The organism is Thermobrachium celere DSM 8682, from assembly GCF_000430995.1.
Taxonomy (GTDB): Bacteria; Bacillota; Clostridia; order Clostridiales; family Caloramatoraceae; genus Thermobrachium; species Thermobrachium celere.
This window is the reverse complement of sequence record NZ_HF952022.1, coordinates 62,805-88,418: the sequence shown is the minus strand read 5'-3', so window position 1 is coordinate 88,418 and position 25,614 is coordinate 62,805. Positions and strand designations below refer to the sequence as shown.

Here is a 25,614-nt window from a genome sequence, read left to right as displayed (position 1 = left end):
TATATAATTTCATTTATTATTTCAATATTTTATTCATATTATGCATGTTTTATAGTATTATATTCTAGGGGGTGAAAAAATGTTAATAGCAGTTGTTGACGGACAAGGTGCTGGAATTGGTCAAACAGTTATAAAAAGAATTAAAAAGGAATTTGAAGATAAAGTCAGAATTGTAGCCTTAGGCCTTAATAAAACTGCCCTTAAAAACATGTTAAAATCAGGTGCAGAAGACGGAATAATAGGAAGCAAAAACATTAGTGAGTTTATATTAAATAATCATATAGATTTCATAATAGGACCTATTGGGGTACTTTGTGTAGGTGGAATATGTGGAGAGGTTACCTCTACTGTCTCAAAGGCAATATTCAACTCCCCTGCAACCAAACTAATTATTCCACTACAAAAACACGGAATATACATACCTAATACTCAAGACCTATCTATTAAGGAGTGTATAGATATATTTATAGAAAAAATAAGGGAGCAAATTTAGCTCCCTTATTTTATACAAGATTATACTTATCTATCATCTTAACAACAAACGGAATTAAAATAAGCTGTATAACAATTCCCCAAATGCATTTTACAAAGGATGCTGTTATAAACATATTTAATACATACTTCTTACCCATAGAAGTTAAAAGAATATAATTTGCAGCACCTGAAACCAACCTTCCAAGAAGCATAGCAATAACTAGAGAAACAAATACTTTCATTTTTCTTCTCTTATATAAATATCCTGAAACAAATCCATATGTTGCAAGCTCAAAAGCCATAGCTACAGCAACAGGATATATAGGGGGCATCCCTGTGAGTATTGAACTTAAAAATGGAGTTACAAATCCAATAAGTACACCATACTTTTCTCCTAAAACAAATCCACAAAGAAGAACTGGAATGTGCATAGGTAAAAATACATTGCCTGGTAGACCACTCATATGAAATATGCTTGGAATAAGAAGGCCTAGTGCTAAAAATAATGCTGCAAGTACTAATTTTTTTGTTTTTGTCATAAAGAACCCTCCTTAAATTTAATATCAGTGATAAAACTTCCACTTAAAAAACAAAAAAGGTAGAGCAAATCGCCCTACCTTCGTGGTAAGCAAATGTTATTAATAAATCATCTAAGAAGCCTTCGTGACTTCTCCTATATTATAATATATATTCTAATCCATTTCAATATTAGAACTCACAGTTTCCTGGTGTTCTTGGGAATGGGATAACGTCTCTAATGTTACTCATACCTGTTAGATACATTATCATTCTTTCAAATCCTAATCCAAATCCTGAATGTTTAGTTTCTCCATACTTTCGAAGTTCTAAATACCACCAATAGTCTTCCTTCTTCATTCCAAGCTCTTCTATTCTTCTTACTAGAACATCATATCTTTCTTCTCTTTGGCTACCTCCTATTATTTCTCCTACACCAGGAACTAATAGGTCTGCAGCAGCAACTGTCTTACCATCATCGTTTAATCTCATATAGAAGGCTTTTATATCCTTTGGATAGTTAGTTACAAACACAGGCTTTTTGAATATTTCTTCTGTTATATATCTTTCATGCTCTGTTTGAAGGTCACATCCCCATTCAACTGGATATTGGAATTGTTTACCTGATTTCTTAAGTAATTCTATTGCTTCAGTATAAGTAATTCTAGCAAATTCAGAATTTAGAACATTGTTTAATCTATCAAATAGAGTATTATCTATGAAATTATTGAAGAATTCCATTTCTTCAGGAGCATTTTCTAAAACATATTTTATAATGTACTTAACCATTTCTTCTGCAATATCCATATAATCATTTAAATCAGCAAAAGCCATTTCAGGTTCTATCATCCAGAATTCTGATGCATGTCTTGCTGTATTTGAATTTTCAGCTCTAAATGTCGGTCCAAATGTATAAACCTTCTTATATGCAAGTGCAAATATTTCTGCCTCAAGCTGACCACTAACAGTTAAATTTGCTTCTCTTCCAAAGAAGTCTTCTGAAAAATCTACACTTCCATCCTCTTTTCTAGGAATATTATTTAAATCTAATGTAGTAACTCTAAACATTTCTCCAGCGCCTTCACAGTCACTTCCTGTAATAATAGGCGTATTTACATACACAAAACCTTTTTCTTGGAAGAATTTGTGTATAGCAAATGCAGCAACCGAACGCACTCTAAATACTGCTGAGAAGGTATTACTTCTTGGTCTTAGGTGTGCTATTGTTCTTAAATACTCAAATGTATGTCTCTTCTTTTGAAGTGGATAATCAGAGCTAGACATACCTTCAATTATTATTCTTGTTGCATGAACCTCAAAGGGCTGTTTAGCACCTGGTGTTTCAACCAACTTTCCTTCTACTGTTATAGATGAACTTATTGGAAGTTTTTCGACCTGTTTGAAATTTTCTAGCTTTTCATCAAAAACAATTTGCAAATTCTTAAAGAAAGTTCCATCATTTAATTCAATAAATCCAAAAGCCTTTGATGATCTTACAGTTCTAACCCAACCTGAAACTCTAACATCTTCATTTAAATATTTTTGGCTCTCTCTATAGAGCTGTTTTACTTCAACTGTATGCATAAGCAACCTCCTTTTTATATAATTTATATCTAGGATATATATTCTAAATTAAATCTTTTAATAAAAAAACTCTTCATCCCAAAATGGGACGAAGAGCTAATCTTCGCGGTACCACCCAAATTGCCTATACAGGCCACCTTTAGTGGATATAACGTTCCACAGACGTCTTAGTCTACTCTCATTAGATTTCGGTAAGAGACTCCGGGATGTTCTTCAGCTTAAGTCCAGTACCAGTCTCCCACCACCACTGGCTCGCTTTAACCTTCTCTTAAGCCTACTCTTCCCTTCACAGTCTTTACAATATATTATTACCAAAATTATATAATTATTAATTTGTTTTGTCAATCAATAATAAACTCATCATACAGTTTTGGTATCTCCACTTTATAATTAAACATTCTCTCTAATTCATTTTTAAAGTTTTGAGATGCTTCTTGCTCTCCATGTGTAACAAATATCTTTTTGGATACACCATTTTTAATATTTTTTACCCAATTTAAAAGTCCTCCTAAATCTGCATGTCCTGATAAGGATGAAATACTGTAAATATTGGCATTTACAACCATTTCTTCCCCAAATATCTTAACCTTCTTTTGCCCATCTAATATTCTTCTTCCTAATGTTCCCTCTGCTTGGTACCCTACAAAAATAATAGCCGTATTCTTTTTCCAAATGTTATGCTTTAAATGGTGCTTTATTCTTCCTGCCTCACACATACCACTTGCTGAAATTATTACAACACCCTGCTTTTCATTTAAGGACTGTGATTCCTCAACGGTTTCCACAATATGAAGATTTTCAAAATGCAGAACATCAATATCATTCTCAAGTAGTTTTAGAGTCTCTTCATCATAGCACTCTTTATGTTTTTCAAAAACCTCTAATGCCTCCTTCGCAAGAGGACTATCTAAATAAACTTCAATATTTTTAAACTCCTTCTTCTGCTCTATATCAATATACTGATTTAATATATAAAGTATCTCCTGTGTTCTGCCAACAGAAAAAGCTGGTATAATTACGTTGCCTCCAGATTTTACTGTATTTATAATAACATCATATAGAGATTTTATTTCTTGGGCTCTTGTTTCATGATATCTATTACCATAAGTTGATTCTATTATTAAATAGTCAGTATAATCTATATACTCATAATCTCTTATTATTGGAATGTTGAAATTTCCTAGATCTCCACTAAATGTTATTATGTGCTCCTTTTTATTCTCCCTTACCTTTAAAACAACAATAGAAGAACCCAAAAGATGCCCTGCATCTTTAAACATAAATTCTATATTTTTATCTATTACTATCCACTTATTGTAGGATTGCTTTAAAAGATAATCATTTACAATAAGAGTATCTTCTACTGTATATAAAGGCTCAACAGGCTCAAGTCCCTTTCTTAACCTCTTTTTTGTCCTCCATTTTGCCTCAAACTCTTGGATATGCCCACTATCCTTAAGCATTATACTTACCAAGTCACAGGTTGCAGATGTTGCATATACTGTTCCTCTAAATCCCTGCTTAAAAAGCATAGGTAATCTTCCAGAATGATCAATATGTGCATGAGTTAATATAACAAAGTCAATATCCTTTGGATTGAAGGGAAATGGCTCATAGTTTAAATCAAAAACACTTCCTTGAAACATCCCACAATCTATCAAAAACTTTCTTTTGTTTGTTTCAATCAGATAACATGAGCCTGTAACTTGTCCAGCTGCTCCACAAAATTTAATTTTCATATAAACTCCCCCTTTCATTTATTATATCATAAATATAAAAAATTTTCTTTTAATTGACTAAATCATTTTAATTTGATACAATTTTGTTAAAATTACAGTTTGGAGGTGCGATATGAGTCAAATTTTGTCGCTTTTTATCAACCAAATCAACAACATACTATGGTCCTACGTTATAATTGCATTACTAATTGCAGCCGGACTTTACTTTTCCTTCAAAACTAAATTTGTTCAGCTAAGATACTTCAAAGAAATGTTTAAACTTCTTACAGAAGGTACAGACAGTGCAAAAGGGACAAGCCATATTTCATCCTTCCAAGCCTTCTGTATAAGTACTGCATCCCGTGTTGGAACAGGAAACCTTGCAGGCGTTGCAACTGCAATTACTGTAGGAGGCCCTGGAGCAGTATTTTGGATGTGGGTTATAGCACTAATTGGTGGTGCATCAAGCTTTGTTGAAAGTACACTTGCTCAGGTTTACAAAATTAAAGATGGTGAGAACTACAGAGGTGGTCCTGCTTACTACATGGAAAGGGCTCTAGGAAAAAGATGGATGGGAGTTCTTTTCTCAATCCTTATAACTATCTGCTTTGGACTAGTATTTAACTCAGTTCAAGCAAACACAATATCTCAAGCCTTCCAAAAGGCCTTTGGAATACAAACTTATATTACAGGAAGTGTAATCGCTATTATAACTGCCTTTATAATATTTGGTGGTATAAAAAGAATTGCAAAGACTGCAGAAGCAATTGTTCCTGTTATGGCAATAGCTTATGTAATAGTAGCACTTTTTATAGTATTAAAGAACATTACACTAATACCTTCAGTATTTAAGATGATTATTGAAGGTGCCTTTGGAGTAAAACAGGCAGTTGGTGGAGGAATTGGAGCTGCCATCATGATGGGTATTAAGAGAGGTCTATTCTCAAACGAAGCTGGTATGGGAAGTGCTCCAAATGCTGCTGCAACAGCACATACAAGCCACCCAGCAAAACAAGGTCTTATTCAAACACTTAGCGTATTCACAGATACTCTTTTAATCTGTAGTGCAACAGCTTTTATAATATTAACTTCAGGAGAATTTACAAATCCTGAAATTAAAGGAATCCAACTTACTCAAAGTGCGCTTATCCACCATGTAGGTTCATGGGGAAGTATATTTATAGCAATTTGTATATTCCTATTTGCCTACAGCTCAGTTATAGGTAACTACTACTATGGTGAAACAAACATCGAGTTTATAAAACCAAGTAAAACATATCTAACTGTTTATAGACTTTTTGTTGTAGCAATGGTAATGTGGGGCTCAGTTGCTTCACTTCAAATAGTTTGGGATTTAGCCGATCTATTTATGGGACTTATGGCAATCCTTAATATAATTGCAATTTTAATGCTAGGCAATGTAGCATTTAAAGTATTAAAGGACTACGAAAGACAAAAGAAACAAGGTCTTGATCCTATATTTAAAGCTAAAAATATAGAAGGACTAAAGAACGCAGATTGTTGGGAAGAATAAAATAAAGGCTTGGTTTTTAGCCAAGCCTTTTTATTATATACCTGCTATCTTCTTTATTTCACTCTTTATTATATCTGACTTTGGTCCGAATATTGCTTGTATGCTGTCACCAACTTCAAGCACTCCTGCAGCACCAAGTTGCTTTAATCTTTCTTTGTCAACCTTCTTTATATCTGCAACATTTACTCTAAGTCTTGTTATACATGCATCAAGATATTTGATGTTTTCCTTTCCACCTAGAGCTTCAAGTATATTTGCTGCTAGAGTTGAATTTGTAGCTGCAGCTTCAGCTGTTGCTTCAGCTTCATCATCTTCTCTACCTGGAGTCTTTATGTTAAATGTTCTTATTGCAAATCTAAATCCAAAATAGTATATTACTGAGAATACTAAACCTACTGGAATTACAAGCCACCATGCAGTTCTATTTGGTATTACACCAAATAGTATAAAGTCTATTATACCACCTGAGAATGTCATACCTATCTTAACATTTAGTATGTGCATTAACATAAATGAAAGTCCTGCAAATACACAGTGTACAGCATATAATGCTGGTGCTACGAATAGGAATGTAAATTCAATTGGTTCTGTTATACCTGTTAAGAATGATGTTAGTGCCGCTGAAGCCATGATACCTGCAACAACCTTTTTCTTTTCTGGTCTTGCTTCATGGTACATAGCAAGTGCTGCTGCTGGAAGACCAAACATCATGAATGGGAACTTACCTGTCATGAATGTACCAGCTGTAAACTTAACTCCATCCTTAAGCTGTGCAAAGAATATTGTTTGGTCTCCTCTAACAATTTCTCCAGCCTTTGTTGTGTACTCACCAAATTGATACCAGAATGGGTTGTAGAATATATGATGTAGACCAAAAGGAATTAATGCTCTTTCAATAACTCCAAATATAAATGCTGCTAAAGTCTTATTTGCATCTATCATTGAGCTTGAGAATGCATTTAAACCATGTTGAATTGGTGGCCATACAACAACCATTACAAGTCCTAATACTATTGATGTAGCTGCAGTTATAATTGGAACAAATCTCTTTCCTGCAAAGAATCCTAAGAATGGTGGTAGTTCTATAGTATAGTACTTTTCATATAGAGCATAAGCTACAAGACCAACAATAATACCACCAAAAACTCCTGTTTGTAGTGTTGGAATACCAAGTACATTTGCGTATGCTGGGTTTTTACCAATGTGAGCTGGTGTAACACCTGCCACTATTCCCATAGTCACATTCATTATTAAGAAACCTACTATTGCCGCAAGCCCTGCAACACCTTCTCCTCCTGCAAGACCTACTGCAACTCCCACTGCGAAAATAAGTGGAAGGTTACCAAAAATTATACCTCCTGATTGTTCCATAACCCTAGCAATAGCTTGTACACTCGCTGAACCAAAGGCAGGTGCCTTCTCTAAGAATGCAGGGTTTTGGAACATGTTACCTAATGCTAGTAATATTCCTGCTGCTGGAAGTAGAGCAACTGGTAGCATTAGGGCTTTTCCTACTTTTTGTAGGATACCAAATGCTTTCTTTGTTGACATAAACTTTCCCCCTCCTAAAGAGTTTTTTATTTTAAAATTAAATACAAAAGGCATGAGTAAAGGTACAAGAAATTAGGCATTAAATTTAGCCTAATTTTTCATACCTTTTACTCATGCCTGATCGAATCAGTAACACGTAAAGGTCTTTTTATTTATTTTTCACTGCAATATTGATTATAACAGCAAGAAATTAATTATGCAATATGGTATAAATATTAAATTTTCTAAATATTTTACCTTGAAACGTTAGGTAAGTTTATTCCATAAAAAATTTCTGTCATCTCTCTCTTAAGCTTTTCTGTTATATCCTTCTTTTCTGCTTCTGTTAAGTCGCTTTCTGACTTCTCAAATAGATAGTTATCAAGCTTTATATCCCTTACCATCATTTTGGTATGGAATATATTTGATTGATATATATTCATATCAATTAGATTGTATCTATCTATTGTTTCCTTTGCTATATAATCTTGAATTGATGTAATATCATGGTCAATATATAGCTTATGGCCATGAATATCCCTTGTAAATCCTCTAACCCTGTAATCTATTGTTATAATATCTGAATCAAAGCTGTCAATTAGATAATTTAGCGCCTTAAGTGGTGAAATCTTACCACAAGTTGATACATCAATGTCAACTCTGAATGTGCTTATCTCATTTTGGGGATGAGTTTCTGGGTACGTATGCACAGTAACATGGCTCTTATCTAGGTGCGCAACAATATTTTCCCTCGTAGGAGTTATAATACCCCTGTTACATGAAGGGTCTAAAATATATAGAGGAACCTCTTCCTCAGAAATTAATAAAGTTACGCTTGCACCTTGTGGGTCATAGTCCTGCTTTGCTATATTTAAGACGCATGCTCCTATCATTTCTGTAACATCTGTTAGTATCTTTGTTAGTCTGTCTGAATTGTATTGTTCATCGATGTATTCAATGTATCTTTTTCTATCCTCTTCTGTTTTAGTATAGCATACGTCATAAATATTGAAACTCAATGTTTTTGTTAAATTGTTAAATCCATATAACTTTAATTTGTTCTTTCCGCCTTCCAATTCAACTCCCCATTCCTTTCAATTTATATTTTCAGTAAAATTATATAACTTTTATAGCAAATGTCAAGAACTTTATACTTACAATAAAAGCAATTTTTATGATATTATTTTTCCACCTTCTATGTTTATTATTCTATCTGAAATGGAATGGGAAAACTCCTTGTCATGACTTACTATCAAAACAGCAATTTTTTCACTTTTAAATTCCATTATAATTTCAGCAATACTCTTTTTAACTTCATCATCTACTGCCGATGTAGGCTCATCAAAACAAATTATTTTAGGTGATAATATACATGCACGAGCAATAGCAACCCTCTGTCTTTGTCCTCCCGATAGTTCATATGGATAAAAGTCCCTTTTATCTAATATTTTTAATCTATCAAGCAGTAATTCTGCCTTTTTTACAGCCAATTCTCTATCTAAATTATATACATTAATAGGAGCTAATATAATATTCTCTAAAACTGTTAGATTTGAAAAAAGATTAAAGTTTTGAAAAACCAACCCTATAGATTGTCGTATTTTCTTTAAACTTTCACCTTTTGCAACCTCAACATAAATTCCATTTTGCCTATATAGATATTCTCCATTTATTTTTATACTCCCTTTATCTATAGTTTCAAGCCCATTAATGCATCTTAAAAGAGTTGATTTTCCAGCACCCGATTTACCAAAAATAGAAACAATCTCTCCCTCTTTAACCTCAAAGCTTATGTTATCTAAAATTCTCTTTCCTTTATATGATTTTGCTACATTTTTTAATTCTAAAACCACATTACCACCTACCTATAGTATTCAAATCTTCTTTCTACCTTCTTAAATAAATCACTTAAAACATATATAAAACCTGCATAAAACATTGCCACAACCAAAAAAGGTAAAAGCGTTGCATCTCTATTTACAGCTATCTTGCCTTCCCTTAATACGTCAGCAATCCCAACAACATAAACAAGAGAAGTATCTTTAACTAATGTAATAACCTCATTTGCAAGTGCAGGAAGAATGTTTTTAAACATTTGAGGAAGTATTATATATCTATAGGATTGAAATTTACTTAATCCAAGCACCTTTGCTGCTTCAAACTGTCCTTTATCAATAGATTGAATACCAGCTCTAAATATTTCCGTAAAATATGCAGTATAGTTTAGTATAAAAGCAATAAATACAGCTGTATATCTTTCAAACGTTACCCCTATCATAGGTAATCCAAAAAATATAAATATAATTTGAAGAAGAAGAGGTGTCCCCCTCATAATAAAAATATAGAAGGAGACAACCACCCTTATAATTTTTATGTTGGATATTCTAATCATTGCAGTTATAATTCCTAATATAATCGAAAACACTAACGTTATAAAAAATATATAAATAGTTACAAACATACCACCTTTCATAGATAAAAGCAAATTAACAATGTAATTCACAAAATCACCTCTTATTTCTCAAACCAATTATTATATATTTTTTCAAAGGTACCATCCTTCTTCATTTCATCTAATGCTTTTTCTACTTTATCCTTAAGTTGATCTCCCTTCCTAAAACCGACACCATACTCTTCGCTCCCAAAATTTTCTTCTAATATTCTAAAATTCTCTTCACCCTTAAGCTTTATATAATACCTTGCCAATATTTCATCTACAACAACTGCATCAACTCTACCATTTTCAAGTTCCATAAGTGCATCATTATTCGTTTCATAAAGATATAGTTTTCCATCCTTTAGTTTAGATAAAAAATCCTTTTGTTTTTCTACTGCCTCTTGAGAACTTGAATTTAATTGTGCTGCAACCTTTTTACCTTCTAAATCAATTTTTTTATTTATATTTGAATTTTTTAATACAACAATAACCTGCCTATTTATAAGATATGGCTTTGTAAAGTCGACCTTTTGCTTTCTCTCTTCAGTTATTGTATATCCATTCCAAATTAGGTCTATTTTATTAGAATTCAATTCAGATTCCTTCATAGCCCAATCAATAGGTTGAAATTTTACATCATATCCTAATCTTCTAAATACTTCCTTAGCTAAATCAACATCAAATCCAACTATTTCACCCTTTTCATTTTTAAACCCCATAGGTGCAAAAGTATCATCTAAACCTACTACCACAATTTTACTTTCACTGTTTGAAACCTGAGTCTCTCCACAAGATGCAAGAAATATTGCACTAAAAATTAGTAATAAAGCTAAAGTGAATCTTTTCATATCAATTCCTCCTTATCATTTTATATCCAAAGCAGCGCTGCTTTTTGACAAAACAAAAAGCTCCCATCCTCATTTTGAGGACGAGAGCTTACTCCCGTGGTCCCACCCCAATTCATTAATGCCTCGCGGCATTAACCTTATTAGGTACATACATACCCTATCACTATAACGGGTGAAGGTTCCCGTGACAGCCTACTATAATTTCGGTGCCAAGCTCCAAGATGTGTTCAAAATAGCCCTCATACACTCTTCCACCAACCGAGTGCTCTCTTTAATGAGGAGACTATTTTTACTTCTTCTTTTCATCGCCTTTTACTTTATTTGTTTATCAATTTACCATATTAAAGTTCTGCTGTCAATTAAATTTTTGTTAAAAAAATAATTTGCTTAAAATTCAAAATAATTTTAACATTATTGCTGCACAAATGTTTTTTTTATGTTATAATTAAGTTGGAATGAGGGAATGTGTTACACAAAAATCCTCTCAATTATTATATGTGAGGTGAAGGATATGAGTAAAACAGTAAATTTAGATTGGGGAAAACTTGGTTTTAGCTATATCAAAACAGACTTCCGTTATGTATCCTATTGGAAGGACGGAAAGTGGGATGATGGTAAACTAGTAGAAGATAATATGGTTACCATCAGTGAAGGTTCAACTGCTCTTCATTATGGCCAACAATGTTTTGAAGGTTTAAAGGCATACAGAACAAAGGATGGTAAAATCCAACTATTTAGACCAGATCAAAATGCAAAGAGAATGAACACAAGCTGCAGACGTCTAATGATGCCTGAAATACCAGAAGAAAAGTTTATTGATGCATGTATACAAGTTGTAAAGGCAAATGAACACTTTGTTCCACCTTATGGAACAGGAGCTTCATTATACTTAAGACCATATATGATAGGAATTGGTAACAATCTTGGTGTTAAACCAGCACCTGAATATATGTTCTCTGTATTCTGCTGCCCTGTTGGTCCATATTTTAAAGGCGGAATGCAACCTGTTAACTTTACTGTATCAGATTATGATAGAGCTGCACCATATGGAACAGGTGGAGTTAAAGTTGGTGGAAACTACGCAGCAAGCTTACTTCCACATGAACTTGCAGTAAAGAGAGGANACCATCAGTGAAGGTTCAACTGCTCTTCATTATGGCCAACAATGTTTTGAAGGTTTAAAGGCATACAGAACAAAGGATGGTAAAATCCAACTATTTAGACCAGATCAAAATGCAAAGAGAATGAACACAAGCTGCAGACGTCTAATGATGCCTGAAATACCAGAAGAAAAGTTTATTGATGCATGTATACAAGTTGTAAAGGCAAATGAACACTTTGTTCCACCTTATGGAACAGGAGCTTCATTATACTTAAGACCATATATGATAGGAATTGGTAACAATCTTGGTGTTAAACCAGCACCTGAATATATGTTCTCTGTATTCTGCTGCCCTGTTGGTCCATATTTTAAAGGCGGAATGCAACCTGTTAACTTTACTGTATCAGATTATGATAGAGCTGCACCATATGGAACAGGTGGAGTTAAAGTTGGTGGAAACTACGCAGCAAGCTTACTTCCACATGAACTTGCAGTAAAGAGAGGATTTGCAGACTGTATCTATCTTGACCCTGCTACTCATACAAAAATTGAAGAGGTTGGTGCTGCAAACTTCTTTGGAATTACAAGAGATAATAAATTCGTAACTCCAAAATCACCATCAATACTACCAAGTATTACAAAGTATTCTCTAATGCACATCGCAAAGGAATATTTAGGTATGGAAGTTGAAGAAAGAGATGTATATATAGACAAACTTGATGAGTTTATTGAAGCTGGTGCATGTGGTACAGCAGCAGTTATTACTCCAATTGGTGGAATTGAATATAAAGGAAAACTACACGTATTCTACAGCCAAACTGAAGTTGGCCCAATAACTAAGAAGCTTTATGATACACTTGTTGCTATACAATTAGGAGATGAAAAGGCTCCAGAAGGATGGATAGTTGAAGTAAAATAAAAAAGAAGGGGGAGGATGAAAACCTCCCTCTTATTTCTTTTTTATGTACTTTCTTGTATCTATGGCAACTGCACTTATGATTATTAAACCTTTTATTATATATTGTAGGTAAACACTTACACCAATAAACGCAAGTCCATAGTTTATAACTTGGAATATGATTACACCTATTACAACTCCACTTATTGTTCCTATACCACCACTAAAGGATACTCCACCTACAACACAGGCAGCAATAGCATCAAGTTCATACATATTACCAGTATTATTAGTCGCGGTACCAACACGTGCTGCCTCTAGTGAACCTGCAAATCCATATAAGATACCTGCTATTGTATATAGTATTATAAGGTTCTTTGCAACATTAACCCCAGAAACTGCAGCAGCCTCAGGATTTCCACCTATTGCATACATATTCTTTCCTAATTTGGTTTTATTCCATATAAACCACATTATTAACGTTACTATAGCAGCATATATAACTAAGTATGGAATTATGAACCCTCCTATATTAAAGCTTCCCTGTGCAAACTTCATAAACTTAGGATCCAATCCTCCAATTGGCTGTGCACCATAAGGAGGTCTATCAAAATAGATTGAGTTTACTCCATATACAATAATCATCATACCTAGTGTAGCTATAAATGGAGTTACATGCAGTTTTGATATAACAATACCATTTAACATACCAAATATTCCACAAATAATCATAACAAGAAGTATAGGAATAAATATATTAAGTTGCTTTAAATTTGGATACATCCTATATGCATAATTTGGAGCTTGAAGCAATGAAGCAGACACAACTGCAGCAAGTCCAACTTGTCTTCCAGCTGATAGGTCTGTTCCTTGTGTTATTAAAAGTCCTGCCACTCCAAGTGCAATTATGATACGTGTTGAGGCCTGAGTTAATATATTTCTAAAGTTAACTATGGATAAGAAATCCGGAGACATTATTACAATAATAACAAGTAATGCTACTAAAACAACGTAAATTGCATTATTCATTAAAGTCTCTTTTATATTTTTTGTATTTATCAATTTAATCACTCCCTCTATAGATACTTAGCAGCAAGTCTCATTATTTCTTCTTGGTTTGTTTTCTTTGTTTCAACAATTCCTGCAAGATATCCATTACTCATAACCATTATTCTATCTGTAACTCCTAAAAGCTCTGGCATTTCTGATGAAATCATGATAATTGCCTTACCCTTTTTAGCAAGATCAATTATCAATTGATATATTTCATACTTTGCACCTACGTCAATACCCCTTGTTGGTTCATCTAGCATTAATATATCTGGTTCAGTTAAAAGCCATCTTCCTATAATAACCTTCTGTTGATTTCCACCTGATAATGTACCGATTGCAGTCTTTTGAGAAGGCGTCTTAACACGCATACTATCAATAACCCACTGCGTATCCTTTTGACACCTTTTATCATCAACAACTCCAAATTTACAATAACTATTTATATTTGCTATTGTAGAATTAAACTTTATATCAAGCATCCCGAAAATTCCTGTGCTTCTTCTCTCCTCCGTAACTAACGCAAATCCATTTTTAATGGCATCTCTTGGGTTAGATATCTTTATGCTCTTACCATTTACTTCTATATCCCCTTTTTCAATCTCCCTCAAACCAAAAAGCGCTTCTACTATATCTGTTCTCTTAGAACCAACAAGTCCAGCAACTCCAAGTATTTCCCCTCTTCTTAATTCAAATGAAACATCCTTTATCGAAGGCTGTCGTTTTGCTGTAAGATTACTAACTCTTAATATTACATCCCCTATTTTATTATCCTTTTCAGGGAATCTATGGGTTAAATCTCTTCCAACCATCATTTTTATAATTGTATCAATATCAAGTTCACTAGCTGGTTTTGTATCTATCCATTTACCATCTCTCATCACTGTTACATCATCTGAAATCTCAAGTATCTCATCCATTTTATGAGATATATAAATAATTCCGACGCCCTTTTGTTTTAATGCTTTTATAATCTTAAATAGATGAGCAACTTCCTTTTCTGTTAATGATGAAGTAGGCTCGTCCATTACAATTATCTTAGAATTATATGAAACTGCCTTCGCAATTTCAATCATCTGCATCTGTGAAACGGAAAGTTTTGAAACCTTTTCTCTAGGATCTAAATCAATATCCAACTCATCAAATATCTTTTTAGTTTCCTCATACATCCTCTTTTCATCTATAAACAGTCCAGACTGTGGATATCTTCCAAGCCAAATATTATCCATTATATTCCTTTGCCTTACTAAATTTAATTCTTGATGAACCATTGAAACTCCATTATCAAGTGCTTGTCTTGCATTTAAAAACTTTACCTTTCTACCATCAAGATATATCTCACCTTCATCAGGGTGGTATATACCAAACAAACACTTCATCAAAGTCGATTTACCTGCTCCATTCTCTCCTACAAGAGCATGGACCGTTCCCGGTCTTACCCTTAATGTTACTTTATCTAGAGCTTTAACCCCTGGAAACTGCTTGCTTATGTTTATCATTTCAAGTAAATATTTGTTTTGCATATTCTCCTGCATAGGTTACACCCCGCTTATCGTAACTATTTTAAAGCAAGGATGCATTTGCATCCTTGCCTATTTTAATTATTTATAAGCTTCTTCTGCTACATTTAAGTTATCCTTTGTTATAGCTATGTATGGAACACGAACAGCTTTGTTTTCATCTAGTTTCCATTGAGTTCCTTCAATTGGATCCTTTCCTTGAGCTGCATTTAATGCTAGTTCTAATGTTGCTTTTCCTTGGTTCTTTGCATCATTTAATACTGTTCCAACCATTAAGCCATCCTTAATTTGTTGGATAGCATCTGGAATAGCGTCAACTCCAACAACTGGCATAAACTTACCGTTTGTAAAGTATCCTGCAGCCTTTAGAGATTGAATTGCTCCTAATGCCATAGCATCGTTATTTGCAATTACAAATTCAATCTTATCGCCATGCTTTGATAACCATGCATCCATTAATTCTTTACCCTTTACTGTATCCCACATACCTGTTTGAAGCTCAAGCTGTTCAACTTCTATACCAGCATTCTTAATTTCTTCTACAGCATATTTTGTTCTAGCTTCTGCATCTGGATGTCCTGGTTCTCCCTTTAATAAAACATATTGTATTTTACCATCCTTATTCTTATCCCAGTTTGGATTCTTTTTCCATAGATCTGCAATCATCTTTCCTTGAATTATACCTGCTTCCTTTGATTCTGTTCCTACATACCAGCACTTTTCGTAGCTCTTTAAAACTTCTGCGTTTGGTTCTTTGTTGAAGAATATAATTGGCAGATTCTTAGTCTTTGCCTTCTCAATTATTGATGGAGCTGCTTGTGGGTCAACTAGGTTGATTGCAAGTGCCTTTACACCCTTTGAAATCATCATATCAACCTGTTCATTTTGTGTAGCTTGGCTGTTTTGTGAGTCGTTTAAAATTAATTCTGCCTTACCTTGTGCGTTTGTTTCAATTGCACGGCGTACAAATGACATGAAGTTGTCATCGTACTTGTAGATAGTTACACCTATCTTTGGATTACCTGCTTGTCCACTATCTCCTGTCTTTTGACCACATGATGCAAGTGTTAGCATAAGCATACCCGCTAAGGCTAGTGACATGAATTTTTTGTTCATAAATATCCCCCTTCATAATTTAAATTAATTTATATATTTACTCTTTAAAAAAGAGTAAATATTCCGAAAACGCTTTCTAATATTACTCTAATATTTTTATATTTAATTGTCAATATATTTTGTATTTTTAGAATTATATCTAATAAAAGATATTGTTATAAACATTTGTTTAGACATTAAATAAATTTAAACTTTATTTCCTTAATATTCTAAAATTTTCTATCATATTCTTGTTCACTTATATATAATAATAAAGTATAATAAAAATTAGGCTTTTACTTTAACGGTAAAGGGGTGAACTTATGAAAAAAAAGATGGTTGAAGCCTTAGGTGTAGTCTTAGGCATTTCACTCTCTTTAAATGCAATTAGTTTGGCTGAAAATAATGTGACATCACTTGAACATATAAAATCATCATATACATATAATTCTAAAGTATATGTAAAAGCAGAAGATGAGGTAACAAAACAAGAAAGCCTAGATTTTACTTTAAATAAAAACAGCACACATTTAACACCTAAAAATACTTTAAAACAAACTTCAGCTAAAAGAACAATTAATAATTCTAATTACAAAAAATCCAACAGATATGGTGAATTGCTTGACTGGTGGAAAAGTGCAAGATATATATTCAAAATAGGTACAGTTGCAGAAGTAACGGACCTATATACAGGTAAAACATTTAGAGTTAAAAGAACAATGGGTACAAATCATGCCGACTGTGAAGCTTTAACAATTAATGATACTAAAATAATGATGAGCATATGGGGTGGCTATAGCTGGGATACAAGACCTGTTATAGTAAAGGTAAATGGTAGAAAAATAGCTGCATCTATGTCCTTTATGCCCCATGCTGGAATAGATTCTAAACCAGCATTTGCTGTTGTTAGCAGTCGTTCTGGAGGATATGGAAGAGGAGAAAATTTAGATGTAATAAAAGGAAATGCTATGAATGGACATATTGACATACATTTCTTTAACAGCACAACCCATAAAACAGGTAAGAAAAACCCCGAACATCAAAAATCTGTTTTAAAGGCAGCAGGAAAATAAACTGCTGCCTTTAAATTTTTATAAAAATTAAACAATTTCAAGAAGGATTTTTAGATTTTATGTCTAATAATACTAAAGGATAGTACTAATTGTGACATGATAACACAATATATATAAATTTGTGTTAAATTTTCAAATTTATGGTTGAAGATTATCAAAATATGTGCTATTATATTAATGTGAGTTGGAGGTATGAAAATGGACGTTTTGGCAGTACAAGACACAATAAACAAAATAGAGGGTGTTATACGTTCAAAGGTTGTAAAGGAAAATGGAGAAATAACTGAAGTACATGTACTAGCAAACAACTCTAAATCTCCAAAGCAAGTTTTAAGAGATATTGAATCTGCTTTATATGCAATGTATGATTTAAAAATAGATAGAAATAAAATCAGTATTGCTTCTATACAATCAGAAGATGTTATATCTACAAAGAGGGTTAAATTTAACAGTGTTCAACTTAAAAACCAATTAAACACTTTAGAGTGTAGTGTAAGTTTAATATACGATGATAATGAGTATAAGGTTGAAGACGTTGCTATAAACACTTCCATAAACAAAAAGAAGCTAGTTTCTAAAACAACCCTTAAGGCAGTAGAATCAATTTTAGGACAAGAGTACATATTTGATGTTCAGGATGTGCTAATTAACACAAGTAATGATATATCTGTAGTTACTGTTATAGTAAATGCCCTGTTGTATGGAACTGAAGAGGTACTTGTAGGTTCAGCACTTGTTAAAAATGATTTAAATGAAACAATAGCAAGAGCAACACTAGATGCAATTAACAGGGTAATACAAAAAATAACCTCTTAAAACTTAATATCTTGTAAAAAAGGCCGATTTAATTTATATTTTATCCTTAGCGGAGAAATGCGACAGGTGATTAGCGAAGACCTGTTAGCCTAAACGCGAAGGAGTGATAGTAATGAAGAGATTTTTACCTGCAGTTCTAGCTCTTTTAACACTTGTTTTAGCAGGTGGTTCACACATAACTTGGATATAATAAAAATCGGCCTTTTTATTATTAAATTTAGGAGGTAATTATTTTATGCAAAAAAAAATTAAATTATATTTATATATGTCAATCATATATGCTTTGTATATATATTTATTTTATATAGCATTTAAAAATAATATAAACAAACATAATTATATTAGTATTCTATTCTTTTGTGTTCTATCAATAGTTACTGAATCCCTTTTAGTAGTTTATAAAAAAATGTCAATTAGTTCAGGATTTGCAATTACGTTAGCTTCAATTATGATATTTGGTACTTTTTATACAATGATTATAATTAGCTTTGGTATTGCTCTTAGAATATTTAAACATAATAACAAATACCAACATATATTCAACATACCAATATATAAAATATTTTTTAATGTATGTAATATAGGAATATCTGTATTTATTGCTTCAAATATTTATCAAATCATAGAAAGATATTCTAATAATAATATTATAAAAATTATTTTGCAAGTGCTTTTAGTTACAATTTCTTTTGTTACAACTAACATTTTAATAATGTCTATTCTTATAGCTATAATTACTAATGATAATTTAAAAAATGTATTTAACAGAAGTTTTTCTTTTGGACTTTTGAGTGTTATTCCAATGGTTCCTTTTGGTTATCTAATTGCATATTTATATAATGAATATAACATATTAGGAATATTATTGCTAATGGTACCAGTATTATTAGTTCGTTATACATATATGTTGTATATTGAATCTAAAACAAAATATCAAGAAACAGTCAAAGTCCTAATGACTGCTCTTGAAATGAGAGATAAGTATACAGAAGGTCATTCAAGAAACGTTGCTAAAATAGTTAGAGCAATAGGAGAAGAGCTAAACTATAGCGACAGCCATATAGAAGAGTTAGAACTTGCTGCATATTTACATGACATTGGTAAAATAGGTATTCCCGACAGTATATTAAATAAGCCAGAAAAGTTAACAGAAGATGAATATAAACAAATTAAAAGTCACACAGTTATAGGCTACGATATAGTTAAAGGAATAAAGGACCTAGGAAAAATTCCTGAACTAGTTAGACACCACCATGAAAGATATGATGGTAAAGGATACCCTGATGGCAAAAAAGGGGACGAGCTAGATATAGATGTATATATATTACAGCTTGCTGATTCAGTAGATGCTATGTCTACAGATAGAATATATAGAAAGGCATTAAGCCCAGAACAAATAAAAGCTGAACTTATAAAAAACCGTGGACTTCAGTTTCATCCAAGAATTGTTGATATATATTTAAAAATTTGTGATAAAGAAAATCTATGTAATTCGAGGGGTTAAGTATGTTTTTAGCATCACTTATTATCGGACTTATAATTGGTTTTATTCTAAAGGGTGACATAAGAAAAATAGATGTTTCTAACATAAAAGGACCTTATCTTGCAGTAGCTGCCTTTTCTATTGAATTTATTCTTTTTAATCTCATAAGAAGAGGCGTTATAGAAAGAAGTAACTTAACTTATATATTTTATCTAACTCAATATCTACTCATATTAATCTTCATTTATCTCAATAGAAAGGATTATGCCTTCCTTGTAATAGGTTTAGGCATAATATTAAATGCACTTGCCATATTTTTAAACGGTGGTGCAATGCCTGTAAGCCCAGAAGCTATGGTTAAAGCAGGAATGGCACCTTCAATTGAATATGTAAAGGAAACAATGGCTTCATCTGAAGGCTTATACACAGTACAAAACTCAAAAACAATTTTACCTTTTTTAGGTGACTACATAGCATTAGGTCGTTACGTAATAAGCGTAGGAGATATATTTATATCCCTTGGACTTATGGGCTACGTAATAAAAGAGATGAAAAAGTAAGATTACTTTTTCATCTCTTCTTTATTTTGTTCCTTTTCATTTATTTCTTTGTTTATTTTGTTGTTTATTCTCTGCTTTGCTAACCTATATAGCTCCTCTACTGTCTGGCATTCATTTGGAAAATTAGTTATGCCAAAATACCATTTTTCATTTAAATTAGCCTTTATCTTATTAACCACAACATTCGCTCCATTTAAATTAGTAAAGGGCAGTACTAAAGCTAAAGTAGATTTTCCTAATTCTATAACCGTATCTACCTTTCTTAATTCTCTTTTAATTTCCTTTACTACTTCTTCTATAAGTATACCTTCAGAAAACTCCCTGCTTGCAATCACTAAACTTAGTTCATACTCGCCTCGTTTTGCCCTCTCTATTTCTTCATTTAAACACTCTATAAGTAATGAATATAAACTCTCTTCTGTATCTAAAAGCAGCTTCTTTATTCTTGATATTAACTCTTTTGTTGTAAATGGCTTATTTAGATATTCCTTTGCTCCCTTTTCTACTGCCCTTCTTACAGTTGTTGAAGTAGCATCAGCAGATAAAATCATAATTGGTGTTGATTTATGAATACTATATTCTTTATTTGACTTTAGTGTATCTATAATATAAAAACCGTCCCTTTGAGGGAGATGTATATCAGTTATTATTAAATCATATGGTATATCCCTTGATTTAATCTGATTTAATGCATCCTCAGCTGAAACTGATACATCTACAATATATCCTTCTAATTCCAGTATCTTTTTTATTGTAATCTGGGTTAAATTAGAGTCATCAACCAGTAACAAGTGTTTTTTTCTATCGTTTTTCATTTAAATCCCCCACCTACAACATTTGCATACTTATATGTCTGTTAAATATATGATATAATACGACAAAGTTTTTATCAACGTGCCTAGGGGATTAAAAATTTGTAATAAAAATAAAATTATTACATTATGTTGTTGATCTTATAATTAATTTTGGCATAAAATAATATACCTTTTCTATATTTTCTTCTCCATTGATTATATCAATCAATAAACTACAAGCCCTTTTACCCATATCATATATAGGTTGTGCTATAGTTGTAAGCTCTGGTTCTATGAATTGTGATATCTGTATATTATCAAATCCCATAATACTAATTTTTTCTGGAATCTTAAAGCCATTTCTTAATAAAACCTTTATACCTCCAAAGGCCATAACATCATTACTATAAAATATAGCATCAAAATCCTTAAGTTCATTTATTATCCTCTGAGTTACTATTTTACCTCCCTCTAGAGTAAAATCAGATTCATAAACTAATTTTTCTTTAAACAGACCATATTTCATCATAGTATCTTTATATCCTTGAAATCTCTGCCTTGAGATTTCAAGATCCTTAGGCCCATTAACAAATACTATATTTCTCTTATTTTTACTTAATAAATACTCCACTCCCTCTACAACACCATCATAGTTCTTACAAAATACCCCATAACATTCTTCATATCCATCTATATATCTATCTACAAGCACAAAAGGTATATTATTATTTTTAATAAGATCAATACTTCTTTTACTTTCGCCACCTGCAATAAATATAATTCCATCTATTAATTTACTAATTAAAAGCTTTACGTATTCTTCCTCTTTTTTGACTTTGTTATCAGTATTACAAAGTACAACATTATATCCTAATTTATTTGCCTCATCTTCTATTGCCCTTGCTATTTCAGAGAAAAACGGATTTGTTATATCTGGTAATATAATCCCTATAGAATAGCTTTTTTTAGTAGCTAGACTCCTTGCTATTGAATTAGGTATATAATTTAATTCCTTTGCTATATTTAATATTTTTTCTCTAGTCTCCCTACTTATATTTTCATCTTTATTATTAAAAACCATTGAAACTGTCGTTTTTGAAACCCCTGCCATTTTAGCTATATCATTTATAGTAACCTTTCTCATAAAACCACCCTTTTAAAATTATTGCGTCACCTTTTAAAGATGACGCAACTTTAACTTTATATTACTTCTTTATTACTTTTAAATCAACTGGAATTTGTTTTTCTACACTTTCACCCTTCATTAGCTTAACTGCATTTTCAATAGCTAAGCTTCCCATTAGGTCTGGTTGTTGTGCTATAGTTGCTGCCATTTCACCATTATTTACTGCTGTAACTGCATCTGGTGTACCGTCAAATCCTACTACAATTACATTTTTATTTGCTGTCTTTAATGCCTTTATTGCACCTAATGCCATTTCATCATTATGTGCAAACACTGCGTCAAAGTCTGGTGTAGCTTGTATTATGTTTTCCATTACGTTTAATCCCTTTTGTCTATCAAAGTCTGCTGATTGGCTTGCTACAACCTTTACATCTGCCTTATTATCAACAACTTCATGGAATCCCTTTCCTCTATCTCTTGTTGCAGATGCCCCTGGTATACCCTGTAATTCAACTATCTTTGCCTTACCACCTAATTTTTCTAAAATAAATTCTGCTGCTAACTTTCCTCCAGCTACATTATCTGAAGCTATATGGCAAGCAACTTCAACTCCATTTGCACCTCTATCTACAGTAATTACAGGTATATTCTTTTCCTTTGCTACATTGATTGAATTTGCAACTGCATCACTATCAGTTGGGTTAATAATAAGAACTGAAATTCCTTGTTGAACTAAATCTTCTACATTTGATCTTTCCTTAGATGCATCATTTTGTGAATCTAAAATAACTACTTCATATCCTAACTCTTTAGCCTTCTTTTCTGCGCCTTCCTTCATTGATACAAAGAATGGATTGTTAAGCGTAGAAATAACCATACCAATTTTTTTGCTGCCTTCATTTGTTGTCTTGCTAGAACATCCTGTAAATGTTCCAAATACAAGTGTTAAAGCTAAAATTGTTGATAGAACCTTAATAATTTTTTTCATAAGTTTACCTCCTTTTATTTTTTATTCTTCTTGTCTAGTAATACTGCAAGAAGAATTACTAAACCTTTAACAATTGATTGATAAAATGGAGAAACATTCATTAAATTTAATCCATTGTTTAAAACCCCTATTATCATCGCACCTATAATTGTTCCTGTAATTGAACCTTCTCCACCTGATAAGCTTGTACCTCCTAAAACCACAGCTGCTATAGCATCAAGTTCATAACCAGAACCTGCATTTGGTGAGGCTGAACCTATTCTGCTTGTAACAATTATTCCACTTATAGCTGCAGCAATACCTGAAATTAAATATACTGTTGTCTTGATCTTTTCTGTATTAATTCCTGATAATCTAGCTGAATCTTCATTACCACCTAATGCATAAACGTATCTACCATATCTTGTTTCGTTAATTAAATACCATGTTATTACAAAAACTATCGCTGTAATTATTACTGGAAAAGGTATGCCTATTATTTTAGCATTACCTATAAAGCTAAACTTTCCTAACAATCCAGATATAGGTGTACCATTTGTATATACATAAGTCACTCCTCTAAATATAGTCATTGTTGCTAATGTAACTATAAATGGTTGTATCTTACCCCTAGATACTAAAGCTCCATTAATCAATCCTATTAATGCACCTATTATAATACTCACAGCTAATGCTAAAAATAAACTGTGTGTTTTAATGTATATACTTGCAGCTACTGCTCCGGAGATTGCTAATATAGATCCTACTGATAAATCTATTCCTCCTGTTAAAATAACGAAGGACATACCTATTGCAATTATTGCATTAACTGAAACTTGAGTTAATACATTTAATATATTGTTTATATTTAAAAACCTTGGAGTAATTATTGATATAATTACACATAAAGCAATTAGCCCTATTAAAGACTTAAATTTTATAACAAACGCCTTTATATTGCTCATTTTTTACACCCCTTAATTTGTAATTCCAACAGCATATTTCATTATTGTTTCTTGATTTGCTTCTTCTCTAGTTAGTTCTCCACTAATCTTTCCTTCATGCATTACAATTATTCTATCACTTATTCCTAATATTTCTTCCATATCAGATGATATCATCATTATTGCTTTACCTTGAGCCTTAAGTTCATTTAAAAGCTCATAAATTTCCTTTTTAGCTCCAACATCTATTCCTCTGGTTGGTTCATCAATAATTAATATATTTGGTGAATTTAAAAGCCATTTAGCAAGAATAACTTTTTGTTGGTTACCACCACTTAAATTTTTAATAATTTGATATGGTGAAGAAGTTTTAATTGAAAGTTTTTTAGTATACTCTTCACAATCCCTAAGTTCCATCTCTTTATTTATTCTAAATCCTCTACCTTCATATCTCTTTAAATTTGCAAGACTCATATTATGAAGAACTGTTAGATTAAGAACTAGCCCCTCTTTTTTTCTATCTTCAGATAAATAAGCAATACCACTCTCTATTGCATCCTTAGGTGATCTTATTTCAACCTTTTTTCCTTCTACAAAAATTTCTCCACCTGTTTTTTTGTATTCTCCAAAAATAAGCTTAGCAAGTTCTGTTCTTCCTGATCCCATCAAACCTGCAATCCCTAAGATTTCTCCCTTTCTTAGCTTGAATGATATATCTTTTAATTTTTTACCCATACATACATTATTAACTTCTAAAGCTATATCTCCTAAATTTGCTTTTCTATAAGGGAACTGTTCTTCAAGCTTTCTTCCTACCATCATAGAAATTAATTTTTCTTTATCAACATTACTTAATAATTCTTCTCCAATAAATTCACCATCTCTTAATACAGTAACTCTATCACATATTTCATATATTTCTTCCATCCTATGTGAAATATAAATAATTGCTACACCCTGTTCCTTAAGTTGCCTTATAATCTCAAATAGTTTCTTTGTTTCTACGTCTGTTAGAGCAGTAGTAGGCTCGTCCATAACAATAATTTTTGAATTCTTTGACGTAGCCTTTATTATTTCAATCATCTGCATTTCTCCAACTGTAAGCTCTTTAACTAATGTTTTTGGAGATATATTAAAATCAAACTTTTTCAGTAATTCCTCTGTTCTTTTTATCATTTCGTTTTTATTTAGTTTAAACATTGAGGAAGTTATTTCATGTCCTAAAAAAAGATTTTCATATATAGTTAGGTTTGATAAAAGTGAAAGTTCCTGATGAATAATAGAAACACCTAGTTCTTCAGCATGTTTTATTCCTTGTATTTCAACTTCTTTGCCGTTTATTTTTATACTTCCTTCGTCCTTTTTATATACACCACTTAGGATTTTCATAAGAGTTGACTTGCCTGCTCCATTTTCTCCAAGCAAGGCCATAACTTCTCCTGAATAGGCTCTTAAATTTACTCCTTTTAACGCCTTAACTCCAGGGAAAGATTTTTTTATATTTATCATCTCTAAAATAGGTTGTTTAATCATTTTTTTGCCCCC

General features: G+C 32.1%; 22 protein-coding genes, 2 pseudogenes and 2 other annotated features. Of the genes and pseudogenes, 8 read left to right on the top strand and 16 right to left on the bottom strand.

The genetic code is table 11. The features are described from left to right. Positions 1-79: 79 nt before the first annotated feature. A complete protein-coding gene (locus tag TCEL_RS10895) occupies positions 80-493 on the top strand; it encodes a DUF3842 family protein (protein ID WP_018664261.1) in 414 nt (137 codons plus the stop codon). A gap of 10 nt (positions 494-503) precedes the next feature. Here the strand turns inward: TCEL_RS10895 and TCEL_RS10890 are convergent, their stop codons facing one another. The 3 genes from TCEL_RS10890 to TCEL_RS10880 all read right to left on the bottom strand — a co-directional run bounded on the left by TCEL_RS10890 (position 504) and on the right by TCEL_RS10880 (position 4,313). Then, positions 504-1,013 (bottom strand): ECF transporter S component, encoded by a 510-nt coding sequence (locus tag TCEL_RS10890; RefSeq protein WP_018664259.1) that lies wholly within the window; start codon positions 1,011-1,013, stop codon positions 504-506. Between the two features lie 169 nt (positions 1,014-1,182). Next, positions 1,183-2,574 carry an asparagine--tRNA ligase gene (gene asnS / locus TCEL_RS10885; RefSeq protein ID WP_018664257.1) on the bottom strand — a complete coding sequence of 464 codons (1,392 nt, stop codon included), beginning with the start codon at positions 2,572-2,574 and terminating at the stop codon, positions 1,183-1,185. An 81-nt stretch (positions 2,575-2,655) separates the two neighbouring features. Continuing rightward, positions 2,656-2,873 (bottom strand) — a binding site (T-box leader). Positions 2,874-2,915: 42 nt separating this feature from the next. Beyond that, positions 2,916-4,313 carry an MBL fold metallo-hydrolase gene (locus TCEL_RS10880; RefSeq protein WP_018664255.1) on the bottom strand — a complete coding sequence of 466 codons (1,398 nt, stop codon included), beginning with the start codon at positions 4,311-4,313 and terminating at the stop codon, positions 2,916-2,918. 112 nt (positions 4,314-4,425) lie between these two features. On the opposite strand from TCEL_RS10880, the gene TCEL_RS10875 reads away from it, so the two are divergent. Further along, entirely contained in the window at positions 4,426-5,826 is a 1,401-nt protein-coding gene (locus tag TCEL_RS10875) for an alanine/glycine:cation symporter family protein (RefSeq protein WP_018664253.1), read from the top strand. A 33-nt stretch (positions 5,827-5,859) separates the two neighbouring features. Here the strand turns inward: TCEL_RS10875 and ptsG are convergent, their stop codons facing one another. The 5 genes from ptsG to TCEL_RS10850 all read right to left on the bottom strand — a co-directional run bounded on the left by ptsG (position 5,860) and on the right by TCEL_RS10850 (position 10,641). Then, positions 5,860-7,377, bottom strand: coding sequence for a glucose-specific PTS transporter subunit IIBC (gene ptsG, locus TCEL_RS10870; protein ID WP_018664251.1), 1,518 nt, complete (start codon positions 7,375-7,377; stop codon positions 5,860-5,862). Between the two features lie 233 nt (positions 7,378-7,610). Continuing rightward, entirely contained in the window at positions 7,611-8,432 is an 822-nt protein-coding gene (speD, locus tag TCEL_RS10865) for an adenosylmethionine decarboxylase (RefSeq protein WP_018664250.1), read from the bottom strand. A 96-nt stretch (positions 8,433-8,528) separates the two neighbouring features. Continuing rightward, positions 8,529-9,209 carry an amino acid ABC transporter ATP-binding protein gene (locus TCEL_RS10860; RefSeq protein ID WP_018664249.1) on the bottom strand — a complete coding sequence of 227 codons (681 nt, stop codon included), beginning with the start codon at positions 9,207-9,209 and terminating at the stop codon, positions 8,529-8,531. A gap of 8 nt (positions 9,210-9,217) precedes the next feature. Further along, complete coding sequence (locus TCEL_RS10855; protein ID WP_018664248.1) at positions 9,218-9,859, bottom strand: amino acid ABC transporter permease; 642 nt, start codon at positions 9,857-9,859, stop codon at positions 9,218-9,220. Between the two features lie 11 nt (positions 9,860-9,870). Beyond that, positions 9,871-10,641 carry an amino acid ABC transporter substrate-binding protein gene (locus tag TCEL_RS10850; RefSeq protein WP_018664247.1) on the bottom strand — a complete coding sequence of 257 codons (771 nt, stop codon included), beginning with the start codon at positions 10,639-10,641 and terminating at the stop codon, positions 9,871-9,873. Between the two features lie 73 nt (positions 10,642-10,714). Further along, positions 10,715-10,956: a binding site (T-box leader), on the bottom strand. Between the two features lie 196 nt (positions 10,957-11,152). Between TCEL_RS10850 and TCEL_RS10845 the strand changes: the two are divergent. Further along, positions 11,153-11,764, top strand: a pseudogene (locus TCEL_RS10845) (branched-chain amino acid aminotransferase); the annotation flags it as partial. A 1-nt stretch (position 11,765) separates the two neighbouring features. After that, a pseudogene (ilvE, locus tag TCEL_RS10840) lies at positions 11,766-12,662 on the top strand (branched-chain-amino-acid transaminase); the annotation flags it as partial. A gap of 30 nt (positions 12,663-12,692) precedes the next feature. Here ilvE and mglC read toward each other — a convergent pair. From mglC to mglB, 3 genes are all read right to left on the bottom strand, one after another. After that, positions 12,693-13,712, bottom strand: coding sequence for a galactose/methyl galactoside ABC transporter permease MglC (mglC, locus tag TCEL_RS10835; protein ID WP_040684044.1), 1,020 nt, complete (start codon positions 13,710-13,712; stop codon positions 12,693-12,695). A 5-nt stretch (positions 13,713-13,717) separates the two neighbouring features. Further along, positions 13,718-15,226 (bottom strand): galactose/methyl galactoside ABC transporter ATP-binding protein MglA, encoded by a 1,509-nt coding sequence (gene mglA, locus TCEL_RS10830; RefSeq protein WP_018664243.1) that lies wholly within the window; start codon positions 15,224-15,226, stop codon positions 13,718-13,720. A 66-nt stretch (positions 15,227-15,292) separates the two neighbouring features. After that, a complete protein-coding gene (gene mglB / locus TCEL_RS10825) occupies positions 15,293-16,327 on the bottom strand; it encodes a galactose/glucose ABC transporter substrate-binding protein MglB (RefSeq protein WP_018664242.1) in 1,035 nt (344 codons plus the stop codon). A 302-nt stretch (positions 16,328-16,629) separates the two neighbouring features. On the opposite strand from mglB, the gene TCEL_RS10820 reads away from it, so the two are divergent. From TCEL_RS10820 to TCEL_RS10805, 4 genes are all read left to right on the top strand, one after another. Then, positions 16,630-17,379, top strand: coding sequence for a hypothetical protein (locus TCEL_RS10820; RefSeq protein WP_018664241.1), 750 nt, complete (start codon positions 16,630-16,632; stop codon positions 17,377-17,379). 198 nt (positions 17,380-17,577) lie between these two features. Further along, positions 17,578-18,195, top strand: coding sequence for a hypothetical protein (locus TCEL_RS10815; protein WP_018664239.1), 618 nt, complete (start codon positions 17,578-17,580; stop codon positions 18,193-18,195). A 235-nt stretch (positions 18,196-18,430) separates the two neighbouring features. Then, positions 18,431-19,699 carry an HD-GYP domain-containing protein gene (locus TCEL_RS10810; RefSeq protein ID WP_018664237.1) on the top strand — a complete coding sequence of 423 codons (1,269 nt, stop codon included), beginning with the start codon at positions 18,431-18,433 and terminating at the stop codon, positions 19,697-19,699. Between the two features lie 2 nt (positions 19,700-19,701). After that, positions 19,702-20,238, top strand: a complete 537-nt coding sequence (locus TCEL_RS10805) for a DUF5317 domain-containing protein (protein WP_018664235.1) — start codon at positions 19,702-19,704, stop codon at positions 20,236-20,238. Between the two features lie 2 nt (positions 20,239-20,240). Here TCEL_RS10805 and TCEL_RS10800 read toward each other — a convergent pair whose 3' ends face one another. From TCEL_RS10800 to TCEL_RS10780, 5 genes are all read right to left on the bottom strand, one after another. Continuing rightward, on the bottom strand, positions 20,241-21,053 hold the full coding sequence (locus TCEL_RS10800; RefSeq protein WP_018664233.1) for a response regulator: 813 nt from the start codon (positions 21,051-21,053) through the stop codon (positions 20,241-20,243). 124 nt (positions 21,054-21,177) lie between these two features. Beyond that, positions 21,178-22,176, bottom strand: coding sequence for a LacI family DNA-binding transcriptional regulator (locus tag TCEL_RS10795; protein ID WP_018664231.1), 999 nt, complete (start codon positions 22,174-22,176; stop codon positions 21,178-21,180). A 61-nt stretch (positions 22,177-22,237) separates the two neighbouring features. Beyond that, positions 22,238-23,146 (bottom strand): ribose ABC transporter substrate-binding protein RbsB, encoded by a 909-nt coding sequence (gene rbsB / locus TCEL_RS10790; protein WP_018664229.1) that lies wholly within the window; start codon positions 23,144-23,146, stop codon positions 22,238-22,240. A gap of 14 nt (positions 23,147-23,160) precedes the next feature. Beyond that, positions 23,161-24,090 carry an ABC transporter permease subunit gene (locus tag TCEL_RS10785; RefSeq protein ID WP_018664227.1) on the bottom strand — a complete coding sequence of 310 codons (930 nt, stop codon included), beginning with the start codon at positions 24,088-24,090 and terminating at the stop codon, positions 23,161-23,163. Positions 24,091-24,102: 12 nt separating this feature from the next. Further along, positions 24,103-25,602 (bottom strand): sugar ABC transporter ATP-binding protein, encoded by a 1,500-nt coding sequence (locus TCEL_RS10780; protein WP_018664225.1) that lies wholly within the window; start codon positions 25,600-25,602, stop codon positions 24,103-24,105. Positions 25,603-25,614: the final 12 nt, after the last annotated feature.

Excerpts from the sequence above, each read along its gene's own strand:
- TCEL_RS10895 (WP_018664261.1), top strand. The coding sequence starts at position 80 with ATGTTAATAGCAGTTGTTGACGGACAAGGTGCTGGAATTGGTCAAACA.
- TCEL_RS10890 (WP_018664259.1), bottom strand. The coding sequence starts at position 1,013 with ATGACAAAAACAAAAAAATTAGTACTTGCAGCATTATTTTTAGCACTA.
- asnS (WP_018664257.1), bottom strand. The coding sequence starts at position 2,574 with ATGCATACAGTTGAAGTAAAACAGCTCTATAGAGAGAGCCAAAAATAT.
- TCEL_RS10880 (WP_018664255.1), bottom strand. The coding sequence starts at position 4,313 with ATGAAAATTAAATTTTGTGGAGCAGCTGGACAAGTTACAGGCTCATGT.
- TCEL_RS10875 (WP_018664253.1), top strand. The coding sequence starts at position 4,426 with ATGAGTCAAATTTTGTCGCTTTTTATCAACCAAATCAACAACATACTA.
- ptsG (WP_018664251.1), bottom strand. The coding sequence starts at position 7,377 with ATGTCAACAAAGAAAGCATTTGGTATCCTACAAAAAGTAGGAAAAGCC.
- TCEL_RS10850 (WP_018664247.1), bottom strand. The coding sequence starts at position 10,641 with ATGAAAAGATTCACTTTAGCTTTATTACTAATTTTTAGTGCAATATTT.
- mglA (WP_018664243.1), bottom strand. The coding sequence starts at position 15,226 with ATGCAGGAGAATATGCAAAACAAATATTTACTTGAAATGATAAACATA.
- mglB (WP_018664242.1), bottom strand. The coding sequence starts at position 16,327 with ATGAACAAAAAATTCATGTCACTAGCCTTAGCGGGTATGCTTATGCTA.
- TCEL_RS10820 (WP_018664241.1), top strand. The coding sequence starts at position 16,630 with ATGAAAAAAAAGATGGTTGAAGCCTTAGGTGTAGTCTTAGGCATTTCA.
- TCEL_RS10815 (WP_018664239.1), top strand. The coding sequence starts at position 17,578 with ATGGACGTTTTGGCAGTACAAGACACAATAAACAAAATAGAGGGTGTT.
- TCEL_RS10810 (WP_018664237.1), top strand. The coding sequence starts at position 18,431 with ATGCAAAAAAAAATTAAATTATATTTATATATGTCAATCATATATGCT.
- TCEL_RS10805 (WP_018664235.1), top strand. The coding sequence starts at position 19,702 with ATGTTTTTAGCATCACTTATTATCGGACTTATAATTGGTTTTATTCTA.
- TCEL_RS10800 (WP_018664233.1), bottom strand. The coding sequence starts at position 21,053 with ATGAAAAACGATAGAAAAAAACACTTGTTACTGGTTGATGACTCTAAT.
- TCEL_RS10795 (WP_018664231.1), bottom strand. The coding sequence starts at position 22,176 with ATGAGAAAGGTTACTATAAATGATATAGCTAAAATGGCAGGGGTTTCA.
- rbsB (WP_018664229.1), bottom strand. The coding sequence starts at position 23,146 with ATGAAAAAAATTATTAAGGTTCTATCAACAATTTTAGCTTTAACACTT.
- TCEL_RS10785 (WP_018664227.1), bottom strand. The coding sequence starts at position 24,090 with ATGAGCAATATAAAGGCGTTTGTTATAAAATTTAAGTCTTTAATAGGG.
- TCEL_RS10780 (WP_018664225.1), bottom strand. The coding sequence starts at position 25,602 with ATGATTAAACAACCTATTTTAGAGATGATAAATATAAAAAAATCTTTC.